Annotated in this window: 16 protein-coding genes and 1 pseudogene; 8 read left to right on the forward strand and 9 right to left on the reverse strand. The window is 65.0% G+C overall.

Annotation, left to right across the window (positions count from 1 at the left end; genetic code table 11):
• The first annotated feature begins 97 nt into the window (after positions 1-97).
• The 7 genes and pseudogenes from M0D43_RS04135 to M0D43_RS04165 all read left to right on the forward strand — a co-directional run bounded on the left by M0D43_RS04135 (position 98) and on the right by M0D43_RS04165 (position 6,926).
• The gene (locus M0D43_RS04135; RefSeq protein ID WP_252163658.1) at positions 98-1,096 is read left to right on the forward strand and encodes an acyl-CoA desaturase; all 999 of its coding nucleotides are present in this window, start codon (positions 98-100) and stop codon (positions 1,094-1,096) included.
• Complete coding sequence (locus tag M0D43_RS04140) at positions 1,093-2,343, forward strand: NAD(P)/FAD-dependent oxidoreductase (RefSeq protein ID WP_260807985.1); 1,251 nt, start codon at positions 1,093-1,095, stop codon at positions 2,341-2,343. Before M0D43_RS04135 ends, M0D43_RS04140 begins: the two co-directional genes overlap by 4 nt.
• Complete coding sequence (locus M0D43_RS04145) at positions 2,343-3,227, forward strand: DUF1365 domain-containing protein (RefSeq protein ID WP_252163660.1); 885 nt, start codon at positions 2,343-2,345, stop codon at positions 3,225-3,227. The genes M0D43_RS04140 and M0D43_RS04145 overlap by 1 nt, the downstream gene beginning before the upstream one ends.
• Positions 3,224-4,519: an SAM-dependent methyltransferase gene (locus M0D43_RS04150; RefSeq protein WP_252163661.1), complete on the forward strand. Its 1,296-nt coding sequence runs from the start codon at positions 3,224-3,226 to the stop codon at positions 4,517-4,519. Before M0D43_RS04145 ends, M0D43_RS04150 begins: the two co-directional genes overlap by 4 nt.
• Positions 4,516-5,061, forward strand: a complete 546-nt coding sequence (locus tag M0D43_RS04155; protein WP_252163662.1) for a DUF2878 domain-containing protein — start codon at positions 4,516-4,518, stop codon at positions 5,059-5,061. Before M0D43_RS04150 ends, M0D43_RS04155 begins: the two co-directional genes overlap by 4 nt.
• The gene (locus M0D43_RS04160; protein WP_260807986.1) at positions 5,058-5,840 is read left to right on the forward strand and encodes a DUF1295 domain-containing protein; all 783 of its coding nucleotides are present in this window, start codon (positions 5,058-5,060) and stop codon (positions 5,838-5,840) included. Before M0D43_RS04155 ends, M0D43_RS04160 begins: the two co-directional genes overlap by 4 nt.
• 17 nt (positions 5,841-5,857) lie before the next feature.
• Positions 5,858-6,926, forward strand: a pseudogene (locus M0D43_RS04165) (SAM-dependent methyltransferase).
• Between the two features lie 186 nt (positions 6,927-7,112).
• Here the strand turns inward: M0D43_RS04165 and M0D43_RS04170 are convergent.
• Positions 7,113-7,460, reverse strand: a complete 348-nt coding sequence (locus tag M0D43_RS04170) for a RidA family protein (RefSeq protein ID WP_252163664.1) — start codon at positions 7,458-7,460, stop codon at positions 7,113-7,115.
• Positions 7,461-7,471: 11 nt separating this feature from the next.
• The gene (locus tag M0D43_RS04175) at positions 7,472-8,350 is read right to left on the reverse strand and encodes a DUF998 domain-containing protein (RefSeq protein WP_313905071.1); all 879 of its coding nucleotides are present in this window, start codon (positions 8,348-8,350) and stop codon (positions 7,472-7,474) included.
• Between the two features lie 92 nt (positions 8,351-8,442).
• Here M0D43_RS04175 and mprF point away from each other — a divergent pair, with 92 nt between their 5' ends.
• Positions 8,443-11,007: a bifunctional lysylphosphatidylglycerol flippase/synthetase MprF gene (gene mprF / locus M0D43_RS04180; protein WP_252163666.1), complete on the forward strand. Its 2,565-nt coding sequence runs from the start codon at positions 8,443-8,445 to the stop codon at positions 11,005-11,007.
• 455 nt (positions 11,008-11,462) lie between these two features.
• Here mprF and M0D43_RS04185 read toward each other — a convergent pair whose 3' ends face one another.
• The 7 genes from M0D43_RS04185 to M0D43_RS04215 all read right to left on the reverse strand — a co-directional run bounded on the left by M0D43_RS04185 (position 11,463) and on the right by M0D43_RS04215 (position 16,890).
• Positions 11,463-12,836, reverse strand: a complete 1,374-nt coding sequence (locus tag M0D43_RS04185; RefSeq protein ID WP_252163667.1) for a virulence factor — start codon at positions 12,834-12,836, stop codon at positions 11,463-11,465.
• Positions 12,837-12,905: 69 nt separating this feature from the next.
• Complete coding sequence (locus M0D43_RS04190; protein ID WP_011258646.1) at positions 12,906-13,100, reverse strand: oxidoreductase-like domain-containing protein; 195 nt, start codon at positions 13,098-13,100, stop codon at positions 12,906-12,908.
• Positions 13,101-13,159: 59 nt separating this feature from the next.
• Positions 13,160-13,765 (reverse strand): HD domain-containing protein, encoded by a 606-nt coding sequence (locus tag M0D43_RS04195; RefSeq protein WP_252163668.1) that lies wholly within the window; start codon positions 13,763-13,765, stop codon positions 13,160-13,162.
• Positions 13,766-13,800: 35 nt separating this feature from the next.
• On the reverse strand, positions 13,801-14,403 hold the full coding sequence (gene thpR / locus M0D43_RS04200; protein ID WP_252163669.1) for an RNA 2',3'-cyclic phosphodiesterase: 603 nt from the start codon (positions 14,401-14,403) through the stop codon (positions 13,801-13,803).
• 273 nt (positions 14,404-14,676) lie between these two features.
• Complete coding sequence (locus M0D43_RS04205; RefSeq protein ID WP_252163670.1) at positions 14,677-15,132, reverse strand: PA2169 family four-helix-bundle protein; 456 nt, start codon at positions 15,130-15,132, stop codon at positions 14,677-14,679.
• Between the two features lie 221 nt (positions 15,133-15,353).
• Entirely contained in the window at positions 15,354-15,524 is a 171-nt protein-coding gene (locus tag M0D43_RS04210; protein ID WP_252163671.1) for a hypothetical protein, read from the reverse strand.
• A gap of 154 nt (positions 15,525-15,678) precedes the next feature.
• Positions 15,679-16,890: an MFS transporter gene (locus M0D43_RS04215; RefSeq protein WP_252163672.1), complete on the reverse strand. Its 1,212-nt coding sequence runs from the start codon at positions 16,888-16,890 to the stop codon at positions 15,679-15,681.
• Positions 16,891-17,072: the final 182 nt, after the last annotated feature.

Here is a 17,072-nt window from a genome sequence, read left to right on the forward strand (position 1 = left end):
GCGAACCCCAGCCATGCATGCGACGATCAAACGGCCTGGTGCATCTGTTTTCCGGCAGCGTCCGTACTGGGTCACGACTATCCATGGAGAATCACGCGTGCCGAGTACTGGCCCCGACCCTCACGCTGCAGCGTCGCAGTCTGTAACCACGCCACCGCGTGGCGGGTTGGCCGCGCGCATCGGCAGCCTGCGTCGCTGGGTGGATTCGCAAACCGACGAGCCCCTGGACGAAGCGCGCGCCGATCGCGTCGACTGGCTGCGTGCACTGCCCTTCATTGCGCTGCATCTGGCTTGCCTGGCGGTGTTCTGGGTCGGTGCGTCCTGGTTTGCGGTGGGCATGGCGGTGGCGCTGTACGCGCTGCGCATGTTCGCGCTCACCGGTTTTTATCACCGCTACTTTTCGCACCGTGCGTTCAAGACCTCGCGGATGCTGCAATTCGTCTTCGCCGCCATCGGAGCCACCTGCGTGCAGCGCGGGCCCTTGTGGTGGGCAGCGCATCATCGCAACCACCATCGGCATACCGACACCGGCCGCGACCCGCATTCGCCAGCGCAGCACGGCTTCTGGTGGAGCCATACCGGCTGGTTCCTGACCCCGCGCAATTTCCGCACCGATTGGGACGCGATCCCCGATCTGCGCCGCTTTGCCGAATTGCGCTTTATGGACCGCTTCGACATCGTGATGCCGGTGTTTCTGGCGGTGGGCCTCTACCTGCTCGGCGACTGGCTGGCAGATGCTGCGCCCGCGCTGAAGACCAACGGTGCGCAATTGCTGGTGTGGGGGTTTGTGATCTCCACTGTGGCGCTGTTCCATGCCACCTTCACCATCAACTCGCTGGCGCATCGCTTCGGCAGCCGGCGTTTCGAAACACGCGACGACAGCCGCAACAACTGGCTGCTGGCGCTGCTTACCTTCGGCGAAGGCTGGCACAACAATCATCACTTTTTCCCCGGTTCCGCGCGCCAAGGCTTGCGATGGTGGGAATACGACATGACCTGGTACGGGCTCACCGCGATGTCATGGGTGGGGCTGGTATGGGATCTCAAGCCGATGCCGAAGGGGCTCACCCAGCGCGCCGAACGGGTGACGCGATGAGCGAGGGCAGGATTGCCGTGGTCGGCAGCGGCATCGCCGGCCTGGGTGCAGCGTGGCTGTTGTCGCGGCGCTACGAAGTGACCTTGTTCGAAGCAGCCGATTATTTGGGCGGGCATACGCACACGCACGACCTCCTGTTGGAGGGTCGGCGTTACGCGGTGGACAGCGGCTTCATCGTGTTCAATCCGCAGCATTACCCGCTGCTCACACGCATGTTTGCCGAGTTGGACGTCGCCGCGCAGCCGACCACGATGAGCTTTTCGGTACACGATGCGCGCAGCGGGCTCGAATACAACGCCGGCAGCCTGGGCGGGTTGTTCTGCCAGCGCCGCAACCTGCTGAGCCCGCGTTTCTGGGGCATGCTGGCCGACCTGCGCCGCTTCTATCGGCAAGCACCGGCAGTGCTGCACAGCGACGAGCGCTTCAGCACGCTGGGTGCGTACCTGCAGCGGCACGGCTATTCGGATGCGTTTCGCGACCAGCACCTGGTACCGATGGCCTCGGCGCTGTGGTCGTCGCCCTCGCAGACCATTCTCGAATTTCCCATGGGCCAGCTGATCGGCTTCATGGCCAATCACCACATGCTGCAACTCAGCGGCCGCCCGCAATGGCAAGTGGTGCGCGGCGGATCCAATAGCTACGTGCGTGCGCTGCGTCGGCGTTGGCAGGTGATCGAACGCCTGTCAACGCCGGTACAGTCAATCCGCCGTACGCCCAATAGCGTGGTGGTGAAGGCGTCACGTTGCGAGGAACACTTCAACCACGTGGTGTTGGCTTGTCACGCCGATGATGCGCTGGCCTTGCTCAGCGATGCCACCCCAGCCGAGCAGCAGATCCTGGGCGGCATCACGTATCAGGACAACGACACCGTACTGCACACCGATGCTAGCGTGCTGCCGCGCGACCGGCGCGCCTGGGCGGCATGGAACGCGCACGTGCCGGCCGATCCAAATGCCGCCTGCACAGTGAGCTATTGGATGAACGCACTGCAGTCGATCACCTCCCCGCAGCAGTTCATCGTCAGCCTTAATCGCGATCACGAGATCGACCCGAGCAAGGTGCTGCGGCGCATGCGCTATCGCCACCCGGTACAGAACGCAGCCGCACTGGCAGCGCAGACGCGCAAGGCCGAGATCCAGGGTGTGCAGAACACCTGGTTCGCCGGCGCCGCATGGGGCTTCGGTTTCCACGAAGACGGCCTGCGCAGCGGCGTGGATGTGGCGCAAGGCCTGGGAGTGCAGTGGTAATGCAGCTGCTGCGCGAAGCCCACACCGACGCGGTGCACTTGCCCCCTGCCGAGGGCGACGGTGCCGGTCGCGTGGTGGAGCCGTTGCACAGCGCGATCTACACCGGTTGGGTGCGGCATCGCCGATTCATGCCCAAAGCGCTGCAATTCCGTTATCGCCTGTTTTTGATGTATCTGGATCTGTCCGAACTGGATCAGGTGTTTGCGCAGCGCTGGTTATGGTCGGTGGGACGCGCCAACCTGGCGCAGTTTCGCCGCAGCGATTATTTGGGCGATGCACACGTTCCGCTGGACCAGGCGGTACGCGACTGCGTGCAGTCGCACACCGGTGAGCGCCCCGAAGGCGCGATTCGGCTGCTGACGCATTTGCGCTACTTCGGCCACGTGTTCAATCCGGTCAGCTTTTACTATTGCTTCGATCGCCACGACAGCCTGCGCTGGATCGTGGCCGAAATCACCAACACGCCCTGGCAGCAGCGTCACACCTATGTGCTGCCGGTTGCGCAGGCGCGCACGCATCGCGATGTGCACGCGTGGCGCTTCGACAAGCGCTTCCACGTTTCTCCGTTCATGGGCATGCAGCATCGCTACGACTGGCGCTTCAACGTGCCCGATGCGCAGTTGCGCGTGCACATGGATGTGCTGGACGCCGTCGGCGACGATGCCGGCGGCGCCATCGACAACAGCGGCACGCGCCGCTTCGACGCCACCTTGGTGCTGCAACGTCAACCGCTCACCGGGCGCAACCTGGCGCGTACGTTGCTGGCTTATCCGTTGATGACGGTCTGGGTGGTGATCGCCATTCATTGGCAGGCCTTGCGCCTGTGGCTGCGCGGCAATCCTGTCCACGACCACCCTCACCCGCCTGTGCGAGAACCCCGATGAACGCCACGTCCCTGCCCGAACACGCTGCGCCGCGCGCGGCCTCCTGGACGGACCGTCTGCTGCGCAAGCGCCTGCTGGCCACGCTTGGGCAATTGCGCGATGGGCAGTTGCAGCTCCATGAAGGCGGCACTGTCACCACGCTGGGCACGGCCAGCGGCGCGCAGGCGTTGCAGACGCAATTGCGCGTGATCGATCCCGGCTTTTATCGCCAGGCTGCGCTCAACGGCAGCGTCGGTGCGGGCGAGTCGTATATGGATGGACAGTGGCAGTGCGATGACCTGGTTGCCTTGATGCGTCTATTGCTGCGCAACCGTGAGCGGTTGGACGCAATGGAGACCGGCACCGCGCGCCTGGGCGGTTGGGCCATGCGCAGCCTGCATACGTTTGCGCGCAATACCCGCAGCGGCAGCCGGCGCAATATCGCCGCGCACTACGATCTGGGCAACCCGCTGTTCAAGCTGTTTCTGGATGAAAACCTGATGTACTCGTCGGCAATCTTCGTCGATGGCGAAGAAGCGCAAGGCGAAGCGGCGCTGGAGCGCGCGGCCACGCGCAAGCTCGAACGCATCTGCCAGAAATTGCGCCTGGGCCCGCAGCATCATGTGGTGGAAATCGGCACCGGCTGGGGCGGCTTTGCGCTGCATGCGGCGCGCGAACACGGCTGCCGCATCACCACCACCACCATTTCGCGCGAGCAGTTCGAGCTGGCCACGCAACGCATCGCTGCAGCCGGATTGAGCGATCGGGTGACGGTGTTATTGCGCGACTACCGCGACCTGGAAGGTCGCTTCGACCGTGTGGTGTCGATCGAGATGATCGAAGCGATCGGCCATCAGTACCTTGACACGTATTTCGCCAAGGTCGGCACCCTGCTGGCCGACGATGGCGAGGCGCTGATCCAGGCCATCACCATCGAAGACCACCGCTACAAACAGGCGCTGCACTCGGTGGATTTCATCAAACGGCATATCTTCCCGGGCAGCTTCATTCCCTCGGTCGCGGCGATGACCGGTGCAGTCGCGCGCGCCGGCGATCTGCGCCTGTTCAACCTGGAAGACATCGGCCCGAGCTATGCGCTGACATTGCGCGCGTGGCGGCAGCGCTTCATGGCGCAGTTGCCGCAGGTGCGTGCGCTGGGCTACGACGAGCGCTTCATCCGCATGTGGGAGTTCTACCTGGCGTATTGCGAAGCCGGATTCCTGGAACGCTCGATCGGCGATGTGCATCTGTGGCTGAGCAAGCCCGGTGCGCGCCCGCCGCAGTTCGTGCCCGGCCTCGCTGCCGACGCATGAAGCAGCTCGGCAACTACCTCGGCCTGCAAGTGCTATGGCTGGTGGCGGTCAGCGCCGCTGCGCATGCCCGCATCTGGCCAACGCTGCTGGCGCTGGCCGTATTCGCGCTGTACCAGCTGTGGCCATCGCGGCGCGCGCCCGGCGATGTGCCGTTGATGATCGCGGCGTTGTCGCTGGGGTTGCTGTTGGACACCACGCTTGCCGCCGCCAACTGGGTGCGCTACGCCGCGCCGTGGCCAGGCAGCCTGCTGGCACCGCCGTGGATTCTGGCGTTGTGGCTGGGCTTTGCACTCACCCTCAATCATTCGCTGGCCACGGTGATGCAGCGGTCGTGGCTTGCGGTGCTGCTCGGCGCCGTCTTTGGGCCGTTTTCGTATTGGCTGGCGCAACGCAGCTGGCACGCGGTGGAATTTCAATCGCCCCATCTGCATGCCGTGCTTGCCGTGGGCATCGGTTGGAGCGTGGCCTGCGGCGTGTTGTCGCTGTATGCACGTCGGCTGGCGCGACCATTGCCTGAGCACATCACCGGAGAACTGCAATGAATGCCTGGCCGCTGCTGCATGTGGGCGTGTTCGCAAGCGTGGTGATGGTGATCGGCTGGCTGTGGCAACGCCGCAGCGGCAACGCCGGCCCGGTCGATGTGTTGTGGGCGGGCTGCCTGGCGGTGGCTGCGCCGTACTGCGCATGGATGTCCGATGGCGCCGTGCTGCCGCGCGTGCTGGTCGCGGTACTCGGCGGTGTGTGGGGTGCGCGGCTGGCGCTGCATCTGGGCGTGCGCGTGTTCGGCGACCCGCACGAAGATGGCCGCTACCGCGCATTGCGCGCGCATTGGAATGGCAGCCAAAGCAAGTTCCTCGGGTTTTTCCTGGCCCAGGCTGTGGTGGTGGTGCTGTTCGCGGTGCCGTTTCTGGCCGCTGCCAGCAACCCGACTCCTGACTGGAGCCTATCGACCACCATCGCTATTGCCGTGTGGTTGATCGCGGTCGGTGGCGAAGCGTTGGCCGACAGGCAGTTGTCGGCGCACAAGGCCAACCCGGCCAATCGTGGTAAGACCTGCCGCACCGGTCTATGGCGTTACTCACGCCATCCCAATTATTTTTTCGAGTTCGTGCACTGGTTCGCGTATCTGGCGCTTGCCGTCGGTGCCGGGCCGTGGCCGGTGGCGCTGTGCGCGCTCGGCCCGGTGGTGATGTTCGTGTTCCTGTATCGCTTCACCGGCATTCCCTATACCGAGCAGCAGGCACTGCGCTCGCGTGGCGAGGATTACGCCCAGTACCAACGCAGCACCAGCGCGTTCTTCCCGCTTCCCCCTTCGTCCTGAGTTGCCTGGAGAGTTGCATGTCTACCGTTACCGTCCCGCCCTCCACGCAGCCTGAAGAAGCCTTCGCCACGCGGCTCGCCGAATCCGGCGTGCTGCCCGACGCCGCGTTGCGCTACGGCATCCGTCGCCTGTGCGCGCAACGCCTGCGCGACGAGCGCGGCAGCGATGCCGATGCCAATGGCGAACGCCAGCGCGCCTTCATCGACAGCCTGGGTGCCAGCGCGATCGCGATCGAAACCGATGCGGCCAATCGCCAGCATTACGAATTGCCGCCGCAGTTCTTCACCCTGTGCCTGGGCCGCCGGCTCAAGTACAGCAGCTGCTATTGGGACGCCAGCACGCCGAATCTGGATGCCGCCGAAGAACGCATGCTGGCGCTGTACGGCGAGCGCGCCCAACTAGCCGATGGTCAACGCATTCTGGAGCTGGGCTGCGGCTGGGGCTCGTTGACCCTGTGGATGGCCGAGCGCTATCCCAATGCCAGCATCACTGCGGTGTCCAACTCACGCCCGCAGCGCGCGCACATTCTCGAGCAGTGCCGCGCGCGGGCTGAGCAACGTGCAGGTGATCACTGCCGACGTCAACGCGCTGGCGCTGCCACCGGGAGGCTTCGATCGCGTGGTGTCGGTGGAAATGTTCGAGCACATGCGCAACTACCGCGAGTTGCTTGCACGCGTCAGCAGCTGGATGGCGCCGGGCGGCAAATTGTTCGTGCACATTTTTTGCCACCGCGACCTGGCCTATCCGTTCGAGGTGGCCGGCGAAGACAACTGGATGGGCCGGCACTTCTTCACCGGCGGACTGATGCCGGCGGCCGACACCTTGCTGCATTTCCAGCAGGACGTGGTGATCGAACAACGCTGGGTGCTATCAGGCGAACATTACGAAAAGACCGCCAATGCCTGGCTGGAAAACCAGGACCGCCACCGCGACCGGATCATGCCGTTGTTGAAGCAGACCTACGGTGACGACGCACAGCGGTGGTGGCAGCGCTGGCGCATGTTCTGGCTGGCCTGCGCGGAACTCTTCGGCTACGACCAGGGCCGCGAATGGGGCGTGGCGCATTACCGCTTCGTCAAGCGCTGACCGCGCGCCGCCAGCATTCGTTGCAGATACGACTGGCGGCGACACGTGCACCCGCGTGCATGCGCGCATCGTGACAACTGCGCAGCACTCACTCGGTCGCAATGATGCGGTGCGTGCAGTTGCGCGCACCGCCTATCGATCGCTTTACTCGGTGATGCGATCAGCCCGCTTTACTCGGTGATGCGATCAGCCCGCCGCAGCGGTCACCACGATTTCCACCTTCCACTCCGGGCGCGCCAACTTGGCTTGGACGGTGGCGCGCGCAGGCGTGAAACCGTGCGGCACCCACTCGTCCCAGGCCTTGTTCATGCCATCGAAATCGGCGATGTCGGCAAGGAAGATTTCTGCACGCAGGATCTTGGTCTTGTCGCTGGCCGCCAGCGCCAGCAGCTTGTCGATCTCGCCCAGCACCTGGCGGGTCTGCCCGGTGATGTCTTCGCTGGTGTCCTCGGCAATCTGGCCGGCCAGGTAACACACGCCGGCATGGACGGTCATTTCGGACATCCGCGGACCCGCATCGAATCGCTGCAGCATTTTCAGACTTCCTACGGTTGATTGACGCCCGCATTGTCCCGCGAATGCGGCAGACGTGCAGCCCCGTCGCGCACGCAGCGCGCCAACACTGTGCCCGCCCGTACCATCCAGACCACGATCAGCACGATGGCGATCTTCTGGCTGATGCCCAAGGGCGCGCTGGTGACGGTGACGTGGAACAGCAACGCCGCAAACGCGGCCCAGCCCAGCAGGAAGGCCGCGGGAAAATGCGCGCGCCACCGCGGATCACGGCGGAAATACCACGACTGCAGCAACACCGCCGCAATCACACACAGAAACGTCATATCGGCCGACAACACATGCACCATCGCGGCCGCCTGCGGCGCCAGCTCGGGCAGCCAGCTGTCGCCGATCGACACCATGGACAAGCCCACTGCCGCCATCCAGAACAGACCCAGTACGGTGCGACTGCGCGCAGCCGGCGCCAATGCTGCATACAGGCCAAGCGCCAGCCATGCCATCGTGGCGGCCAGCAGGCAGTAGGCGATGCGCAGCAACAAGCCGTACGGGCCGTGCAGATAGGCGCTCAGTTGCGCATCCACCCACCACAGGTCGCTGCGCAGCCATTGCAGCGCCAGCACCAGCCCGATGAACGCCAGGCCCGCAGTGGCGGCGATGCTGCCAGCGTGGCCGCTCCAACGCGGCGGCAGTGCCTGCGCCGGGGCCGCAAACGTCGGGGAATCGGGTGGATTGCGCATCAGCAGCCTGTCTGCCTTCCAACTGTCATGGCAGTCCTGTCGTGTCCGTTCGGCACCTGTGTGCGGCTTTGCCCTATGATGCGCGCGGCCGGCCCGCACAGGCAATAAGTCGGTAGGATCGAACCACGCGTTCACTGGATGTCGGCACCTTCGCAACCACGCTGCATGCACCACCCACCCGACCGGCACATGCACTGCAGATGCGCGCGCGGCACGCCTCGTGCATGCACCCTCCTTCCCTTTCAGCAGATCCCGTTGCCCTCATGACGGATACCCCCGCCTCTTCCGAAACATCCGCCAGCGGTTGGCGTCGCGCCCTGCCGGTCATCATCAGCCTGGCGATCCTGGCGATGGCCCTGCATGCGCTGTCGTCGCAGTTCACCGACCACGGCTACCGCCAGATCCGGCATGCCTTCCGTGCGCTGGGCGCCGGGCAGATCGCGCTGACGCTGCTGCTCGGCTTGAGCAGCTACGCGTGCCTGGTGGGCTTCGACTGGGTGGGTCTCAAGCGTACCGGCAAGCAGCTACATCCGGCGCGGGTGGGCATTACCGCCTTCATGGCGCATGCGGTCGGGCAGACCTTGGGTTTTGCCGCACTCACCGGCGGCGCCGTGCGTCTGCGCGGCTATGGCAGCGTGGGCCTGACCCTGGCTGAGATCGGCCAGGTCGTGCTGATGAGCACGCTTGGCTTCATCTTCGGGGCGTGGGTGCTGCTCGGTCTGGCGCTGATGCTGGAACCGGAAGCGGCCGCGCGCGCGTTACCGATCACTGCGCAAGCCATCCGCATCGCCGGCATCGGCCTGCTGGTCGGCTATGTCGCCATGCTGGTGCTGGTCGGCAAACAGGGCCGCGAGTTCGGCATTCGTAGCCATCGGTTCTGGTTACCAGACCGCACCACCGTGCTGGGCGTCACCGCACTCAGCGTGGTCGAGCTGGGCCTGGCCGCGGCTGCGTTCTATGTGCTGCTGCCGCCAGACCCGGGCACCGGCTACTTCGGTTTCATCGGCATCTGGCTCGTGGCCGTGGTGGCCGGACTGATCTCCACCGTACCGGCCGGCCTGGGCGTGTTCGAGTGGAGCCTGCTCAAACTGCTGCCGCATGTCAGCCCTGCCGCGGTGCTGGCGGCGGCGCTGGCCTACCGGGTCACGTATTACATCGTGCCGCTGCTGATCTCGGTGGCCATGGCGGCCGCCTCCGGGCTGGGTGCGCCGGTACGCGTCGGCGCCAGCACCGCGCGGACCGTGTGGAAGGCCTTGCGCCCGTGGCTGCCGCAGATTCTGGCGCTGGCGGTGTTTGCCGTGGGCGCGGCGCTGGTGATCGACGGCACCCTGCCCACACCCCGCGCGCGCCAGGAAGTGGCGCCGCTGCCGCTGATCGAAACCTCGCATCTGCTGGTCAGCCTGGGCGGCATGCTGCTGCTGCTCATTGGCCAGGGCTTGCAGCGCCGCAGCCATGCGGCCTGGGTACTGGCGCTGGGCGTATGCTTGCTGCTGCCGCCGTTGGCACTGCTGCGCGGCAGCCATATCTCGGTGTCGTTGTCGGCGGCGCTGGCAGCGGTGGCGCTGTGGGCGGCGCGGCGCGAGTTTTATCGTCAGGGCGCCCTGCTGGACGAAGCCTGGTCGTGGCGCTGGCTGAGCAACCTTGGCCTGGTCTTGGTCGCCACATTCTGGCTGCTGTTCTTCGTCTACAGCCATGTCGAATACAGCAACGATCTGTGGTGGCAGTTCGCTACCTCGGCCAACGCGCCGCGTGCGTTACGTGCCGCGCTGATCCTGTGCGTGGGCGTGATCGTCTTCGGCATGGCGCGCTTGCTGCGTGGCGGGCGTCGCCCGATGCCCGCAGCCGATTCACCGACGCTGCAGACGCTGGCACCGATCCTGGCCACCAGCACCGATACGCAGGCCTGCCTGGCGCTGACCGGCGACAAGGCGTTCCTGCTGGATGACCAGAGCAGCGGCTTTGTGATGATGCAACGCTACGGCGGCTCCTTGATCTCGATGGGCGACCCGGTCGGCCCGCCGGAGGTGGCGCGTGCGCTGATCTGGCGCTTCCGCGAAGAAGCCGACCATATGGGGTTGCGCCCGGTGTTCTACCAGGTCGGCGAAAAGTACTGGCAGACCTATCTCGACATGGGGCTGACCCTGGTCAAGCTTGGCGAAGAGGCGATCGTGCCGCTGGAAGGTTTCACCCTGGAAGGCCGCGACCGTGCCGACCTGCGCCAGGCATGGAACCGCGGCAAGCGCGGTGGCCTGAGCTTTCGCATGCTGCAACCCGAGCAGGTGGATGACGTGCTGCCGCGTCTGGCCGAGGTCTCGGACCAATGGCTGGAAGAAAAATCCGGCGAAGAGAAAGGCTTTTCGCTGGGCAGCTTTGACGCGGACTACCTGCGGCGCTTCCCGGTGGCCGTGGCCGAGGCAGAAGGCCAGATCGTGGCGTTCGCCAACGTGTGGTGGGCGCCCGCCGGCGGCGAGCTGTCGGTGGACCTGATGCGGCATAGCGCGCAGGCACCGAAGGGCACCATGGATTTCCTGTTCATCGAATTGTTCATGTGGGGCCAGGCCAACGGCTATACACGGTTCTCGCTGGGCATGGCGCCGTTGTCCGGCCTGGCCGAGCATCGCCTGGCTGGGCGCTGGAACCGCTTCGCCAGCCTGGTCGCGCGCCACGGCGAGCGTTTCTATGGCTTCAGCGGTCTACGCCGCTTCAAGTCGAAGTTTGCACCGACCTGGCGCCCGCGCTACCTGGTCGCCCCCGGCGGCATGCATCTGCCGGCCGCGTTGCTGGATGTCACCCGCCTGATCTCGGCGGATCCGGGACGGCCGGAGTAAGGCCTTGCGGAACACTGGCGCCAGACCTGCGGATCTGGCGGGCATTGGTTAGCCGCTCACCAAGGCGGATGTCGAAATCTCAGGCGCATGTCAGTTCCTGAAATTCTGGCTTGCCAACAGACGGCCGCGAATCGTAGAAGCGCGGTGTCCCGGACCGTGTGGCGGCGTGGATGCCGCCACCGAGCTTCCAGGGATGGATTCACAGCGTGTGCCGACAGCCGATGCGACACCGCGCAGCTGACCAACGCTGCGTTTGATCAATGCAGGTCCTGAGCGAATGCATCGGTCGCTGCGGGCGCTTGCACGCATGCCATCGGCGGCGAACAGCCGCTGAAAGAGCGGCATCTGATTGAATCATCGAACGTCTGTACGTCGCCTTTGGCAGCAACGTACAGAGGCGATACGCCGACACCGACACGTCGGCGCGCGCATCAGAGCAAGCGGTATCGCGCGCCTTACGGCTTCGACAGCGCGTGCATCTGGTCCATGATCGTCTTGGCCAGGGTCGCGTAGTCGCCCTTGAAATGGTGATCGCCCGGCAATACGACCCGCTTGGCCACGTTGGCGGGCAGGCTCGGGCAGAGCGCGTCGTCGTCGTCCTGGCCGTAGATGCACACCGTGGTACCAGCCGGCAGACGCTGTACTTCCGGAGCGATCGGCAGACCTTCGTCATCCGAGCCCAGCCAGTTGCTGACGTGGAACTCGTAGTCGGCCAGCTTGCCGACCGACAACAGTGCCGTCATGCGCAGGTTCTGCTTGGTCGTAGCGGGCAGTTTGTTGATCGCCGCAGGCAGCACGTCGGCGCCCTGCGAAAACCCGATCAGTACCACGCGCTGACGGTCCCAACGCTGCGCATAGATGCGGGCAATGCGATCCAGGTCGTCAGCAAAGCCTTGCGGCGTGCGCTCGGTCCAGAAGTAACGCAGCGAATCCAGGCCGACGACTGGAATGCCTTGCGCGGCGAGTGCGTCGGCCACTTCTTCGTCCAGGCCGGCCCAGCCGCCATCGCCGGAGACGAAGATCACGAAGGTGTCGTCGTCGCTGTCGCCGTCCGGCTTAGCGGGCAGCTCCACCACTGGCAGATCCGCCAGACCGCCCGGCGGCGGCGGCAATGCCACACCCTTCTGCGCGCCCAACGAGCGGACCGCGGCGCGCAGCCCAGGCAGGATGTCGCCTTGCGCAGACCGTCGGAAGGTGCGCGCCTGCGGCACCTGCTTGAGGAAGCCCTCTTCGGCAGCCGCGGGGCAGCGTTTGTCCTGGCTGACGGCAAGCACCCAGGGAATCTGCAGCGGTAGCGGCAGCAACGTGTTGGTGCCGGGGCTGACACCCGGTTGGCAGATCGCCTGATTGGCTACGTTGGCTGGGCACAGCCCGTCGGTCAGCACGCCGGCCAGCACATGCGGCTTGGATTGCGCAGCGATCGCATAGGCCAGCGCCGCACCCTCGCCATCGCCCACCAGCAGCGGCAGGCGATAGGTGGGGATGTGGTAGAAGGCCTGCATGTAGCGCGAGAAATTTTCCACGTCGCCCACCGAGAACGTGCAGGTACCGCCGGCCTTGCGCAGCACTGCGTACAGGTGCGCGGTATCGACCACCGCCACCATCGCACCGTCGGCGCGCAGGCTTTCCGCCTGGGCCTGGCGCTTGGCGGCATTGCCCGCACCGGCCAGCCAGATCACCACCCGTTGCGGCTCGCCCTTGGGCATCAGCACCGGCACCTGCTCGAAGCGGCCATGGCTGACCGGTTCCGGCGCCTGCGCGACGGCCATGCCCGACAGCGTCAACATTGCCGCGCCGCAGAGCGCGCCCCACATTTCAAGTCGTCGCATGTCGCACCATCGGGAAAAGTGGTTCAAAGATAATCGTTCCAGGCGGCAGCGCGAAGTGCAGGACTTCGCTCATTGTGCCTTTGGCCCGCTGACAACCGGCTGGCGTGCTTCCCAGGCCGCCAGGGCTTGGCGGTAACGCGTCAGCTCCTCGGCATACAGATCGTGGACGCACAGCGGGCAGCCGCTCTCGCAGCATTCGTTGGGCGCAGGCGGCTGTGGGGCGATCGGGCGTGGGTCGGGGCTGGAAGCAGCGCTGTCGTGCATCCGGCCATTGTAGCGTGCGCATCGGCCTCATCCGGGCACATCGCATGGAGCCGATGCGCTCAGCGGCCCAGCCGCCGGCGCAGATTGGCGCGCGCTGCGGCGTCGTGATGGGTATGGAAGTAGTCGCTCAGGAAGATGCGCGATTGCTCGAGCACACCGGCCAGGAAGCGGCGGCGATTGAGCTTGAACAGCAGGCGTGGCACGTGCCCGCGATATTCCTCGGCGATGGCCTCATCGTAGGCATCGAACACCGCCGCTGGCGCGGCCAGGATCGCCATGTCGCAGTCCAGGAACAGCGCGGCGTCGTCGTCCACCTCCTGCGGCTGCAGTTGCCCATGCCGCGCAGTGAGCAGGATCAGTGTCTGCACCCGCTCGACATCCAGCTGCGCCTGCGGCCACCAGCGTGGAATGGATTCGGCCGCCATCAATGCCGATTGCGCCTCGTTGTCGCTGCGTCCGGGTTGATACACCGCATCGTGAAACAGCACCGCCAGCCATACCTCTGCCGGCCGCCGCCAGCCCGGCCCGGCAGCGACCTGCGCATAGTGCTGCAGCACCGCGCGCACGTGGCCGAAGTGGTGGTAGGCGCGCGGCGGTGTGGCATAGGCCTGTTCGAGTGCGGCCAGGTGATCGGCATGCAACGGCAATGGCGTGGGGATGTCCATGCGCGCAGGCTACCGCGTAGGCGCGGCGATGCACATCAGCGCAGCGACCAGCGGCCTTCGATCTGGTAGCGCGACTGGCCAAGGAAGCTGCGCACCAGCGCAAAGTCGCGCACGGTCCAGGCAAGCGCATCGCAGCGCCGTTGCGACACCGCCTGATTGCAGTACAGCAGCGTCATGTGCGGCGTGTACTGCGCGTCGCCGGCAATGCCGACATGCGCAAGCTGCTTTCCCAATGCGCCTTGCAGCTCGTAGAGCCCGCGTACCTGCTCTTCGCCACGCAGCACGCAGGGAAGCTGCGAGCGCCTGCCACCGAAGGTACCCACGCGGTCGAATTCCACTGCGAACGCATCCATCGCCACGCGCGCCGCGGCCTGACTGGCGCGGCTCACCAACGATGGCGGCAAACCACCGGCGTAATCGCCTAGATGATGCAGGGTCACATGCAGCCGTTCGCGTGCGAGCGGCTTGCCTTCCGCGTACCCGCCTTGCAGCAGGCTGTCGGCAATCCGCGCCGCATGCTCGGCAGTGGGCGTATCGGCCATCACAGCGAAAAACAGGCGTTCAGTGGTCTTTTCGTCCCCAAGCCCAAGCGACAACTGTGCGTCGGCCGATGACAGGTACAGGAACTGCTGCTTCATGGATGGATGCCACGACCGCGCACCGCGGGCCTGCCTGAAGAAAGGCGGCGGATACTAGCAGACGCGCTGCCTGCCGAATATGCCGTCGTGCGCGCTACCGACGTGGAACCTGTTGCGATGCGTGGAACTGCGATTGCTGCGTCAGGTCGTGCTCTTGCACGCTGTTGCGATACAAAAAGAAACGGGCAGCGTGCGCTGCCCGTCTCCGCCTTGATCGTTTTACCCCGGAGCTGCATCGGATCGGTGACGATGCACTTCGGTCAAGCGCGCAGGTTATGCGGCGCTCTTCATCGCATGCTTGCGGTTACGCATCACATCATGGCAAGCACGCACTTCCGGCAGCAGGCGAAGCGCGGCTTCGCGTGCAGCGGCCGGGGTGTCCTGATCGGCGATGGTTTCGTCGAACGCCTTCAGCAAGCGATCTTCCGACTCTTCCAACTCGGCCACGTAGCCATACTTGGTATCGCCCAGGGTTGCGCGCACCTTGCCGTAGAACTGCTGCATGCTGCCCACCATGGTGCCGTGCTGTTCCGGTGTACCACCAGCGGCGGTGACCACACTGCTCAGGCTGCTGACGATGTCGGTCTTGACGCCGGCAATGCGCCGGAACAGCGTCGCAAGCTCTGCATCACCCACCTTGCCTGCGGCTTCATCATAGAAGTCCTTGCCGTCGCGCGAGATGGCGATAAGGTCGTTGAGGCTGTGCTCGGTTTTGCTCTGAATGCTCATGTGTGGCTCCTTACTGGAATGGACCGACGCTGCGCTTTGCAACGACTGCGCGTGCGGCGGGAGGTGAGTCAATCGATGGACTGATTGCAGTGCCGTCGTGTTGTGTACGGCTTCATCCTCGCGTCGCCTGCATAATCGATATGTGAGCGAAGTGGGCATCATCCTCACGCCATCGTGCAGGCGATGAATCGCAATTCATCCATGCCAACAGCGGGTCAACATCACTTCTGCTGACGGCTGGCCCACATGTTATCGACCAAATTCGGATAGGGACGCCCGGCATCTTCGGCACGCTGTTTGGCGGCCGCTTTCTGCGCGTCGGTCAACGGTGTCGACTTCGCTTTGCCTTTGGGATTCGGGCGCTTCCACGGCGGTGGAGTGAATTCAGTCATGGCGCTGTTCGGTCCGCTTGATTTGGCGCGCAGTCTCGCCGGCAGGCTGTGAGATGGCCGTGGTGATGCAACACGCCCATCGTTGTCCAACTGCTGCGAGCCGTTTGCGAGCGCTCAGTGCCAGGTGCACACCCCCAGATTGGCGTGTGCCGCCTCAGCAGTTCGCCAGCACCGTGCGCTGTTGACGACGCTCCTGCCACACCGCCAATGCGTAGACCAGCAACCCACCGAGCGCAGTGGCCGCGCCAACGTAGCCGGTGGAGGTCCAGCCCCAACCCGCCGTGATCGCCATCCCACCCAGCCATGGACCCAGCGCATTGGCCGTATTGAATGCTGCGTGGTTGGAGGCTGCGGCCAGGGTCTGCGCTTCTGCCGCCACATCCATCAAGCGTGTCTGCAAAGCAGGCGCCAACGCCCCCATGGTGCCGACCGCCACGATGGAGACGAACACCCATACGTCTGATTGCGCAGCCAGCGGAAACGTCAACATCACCACCACCGACCACACCAGCAACACCGGCACTGCGCGGAACTGCATGCGGTCGAACAACCAACCGCCCAGGATGCTTCCCAGTACCCCGCCCACACCGAATGCCACCATCGCCAACGGGACGCGCGCGGCAGTAACGCCGGTCACTGCAGTCAACGTGGGCGCCAGGTAACTGAAGACGCAGAACATGCCGGAAAAACCCACTGCCCCGATCGCCAATGCCAGCCACACTTGCGGCTGATTGAACGCCCGCAATTCGCGCAGCGGCTGCTGACGCGGCTCGTCGGGCTGCGGTGGCAGCAGGATCGCCACAGCTGCGACCGTGCCCAATGCAATCACCGACACCGAGGCATAGGCCCAACGCCAGCTCACGATTTGCCCCAGCCAGGTCGCCAGCGGGTTGCCCACCAGCAACGCGACGCTCAAACCCAACAGGACCCGCCCCACTGCAGTGGCACGTTGATTGGGCGGGCTGATCGATGCGGCCACCAGGGACGCGACACCGAAGTACGCGCCATGCGGCAGCCCGGCGATAAAGCGGCACAACAGCATCGTGTGGTAGCTCGGCGCCAATGCGCTGGCCACGTTGCCCAGGGCATAGAACACCATCAACAGCAGCAACAAGGTACGCCGCGGCCAGCGCGCACCCACAATCGCCAGCAATGGCGCACCGACCACCACGCCCAACGCATACGCGCTGATGACGTGGCCGACCTGTGGCTCGCTAATCTGCAAGCCCTGCGCAATCTGCGTCATCAGGCCCATGGTAGAGAATTCGCTGATACCGATCGCAAAGCCGCCCATCGCCAGCGCAAGCAGGATCAGCACGTAGTCGCGCCGAGGAACGCGTGGCGAAGAAAGATCGGTATCGGTCATGCCCGACTCCAGTGATGGCGAGGCGATCTATTATTGTGCAATGCAGCAGAGCAGGAAAGCTCGCCCTTCGACGCGATTCAGCGCCCGCACCCAACATGGCACAGTGGGATTGCGTTCAACGCGATGGAGACGCTGTGTCCTATCTGCATCGCTCGAATCTGCTTGAGTCCGCCACCATCGCT

Source organism: Xanthomonas prunicola, assembly GCF_025266575.1.
Classification (GTDB): domain Bacteria; phylum Pseudomonadota; class Gammaproteobacteria; order Xanthomonadales; family Xanthomonadaceae; genus Xanthomonas; species Xanthomonas prunicola.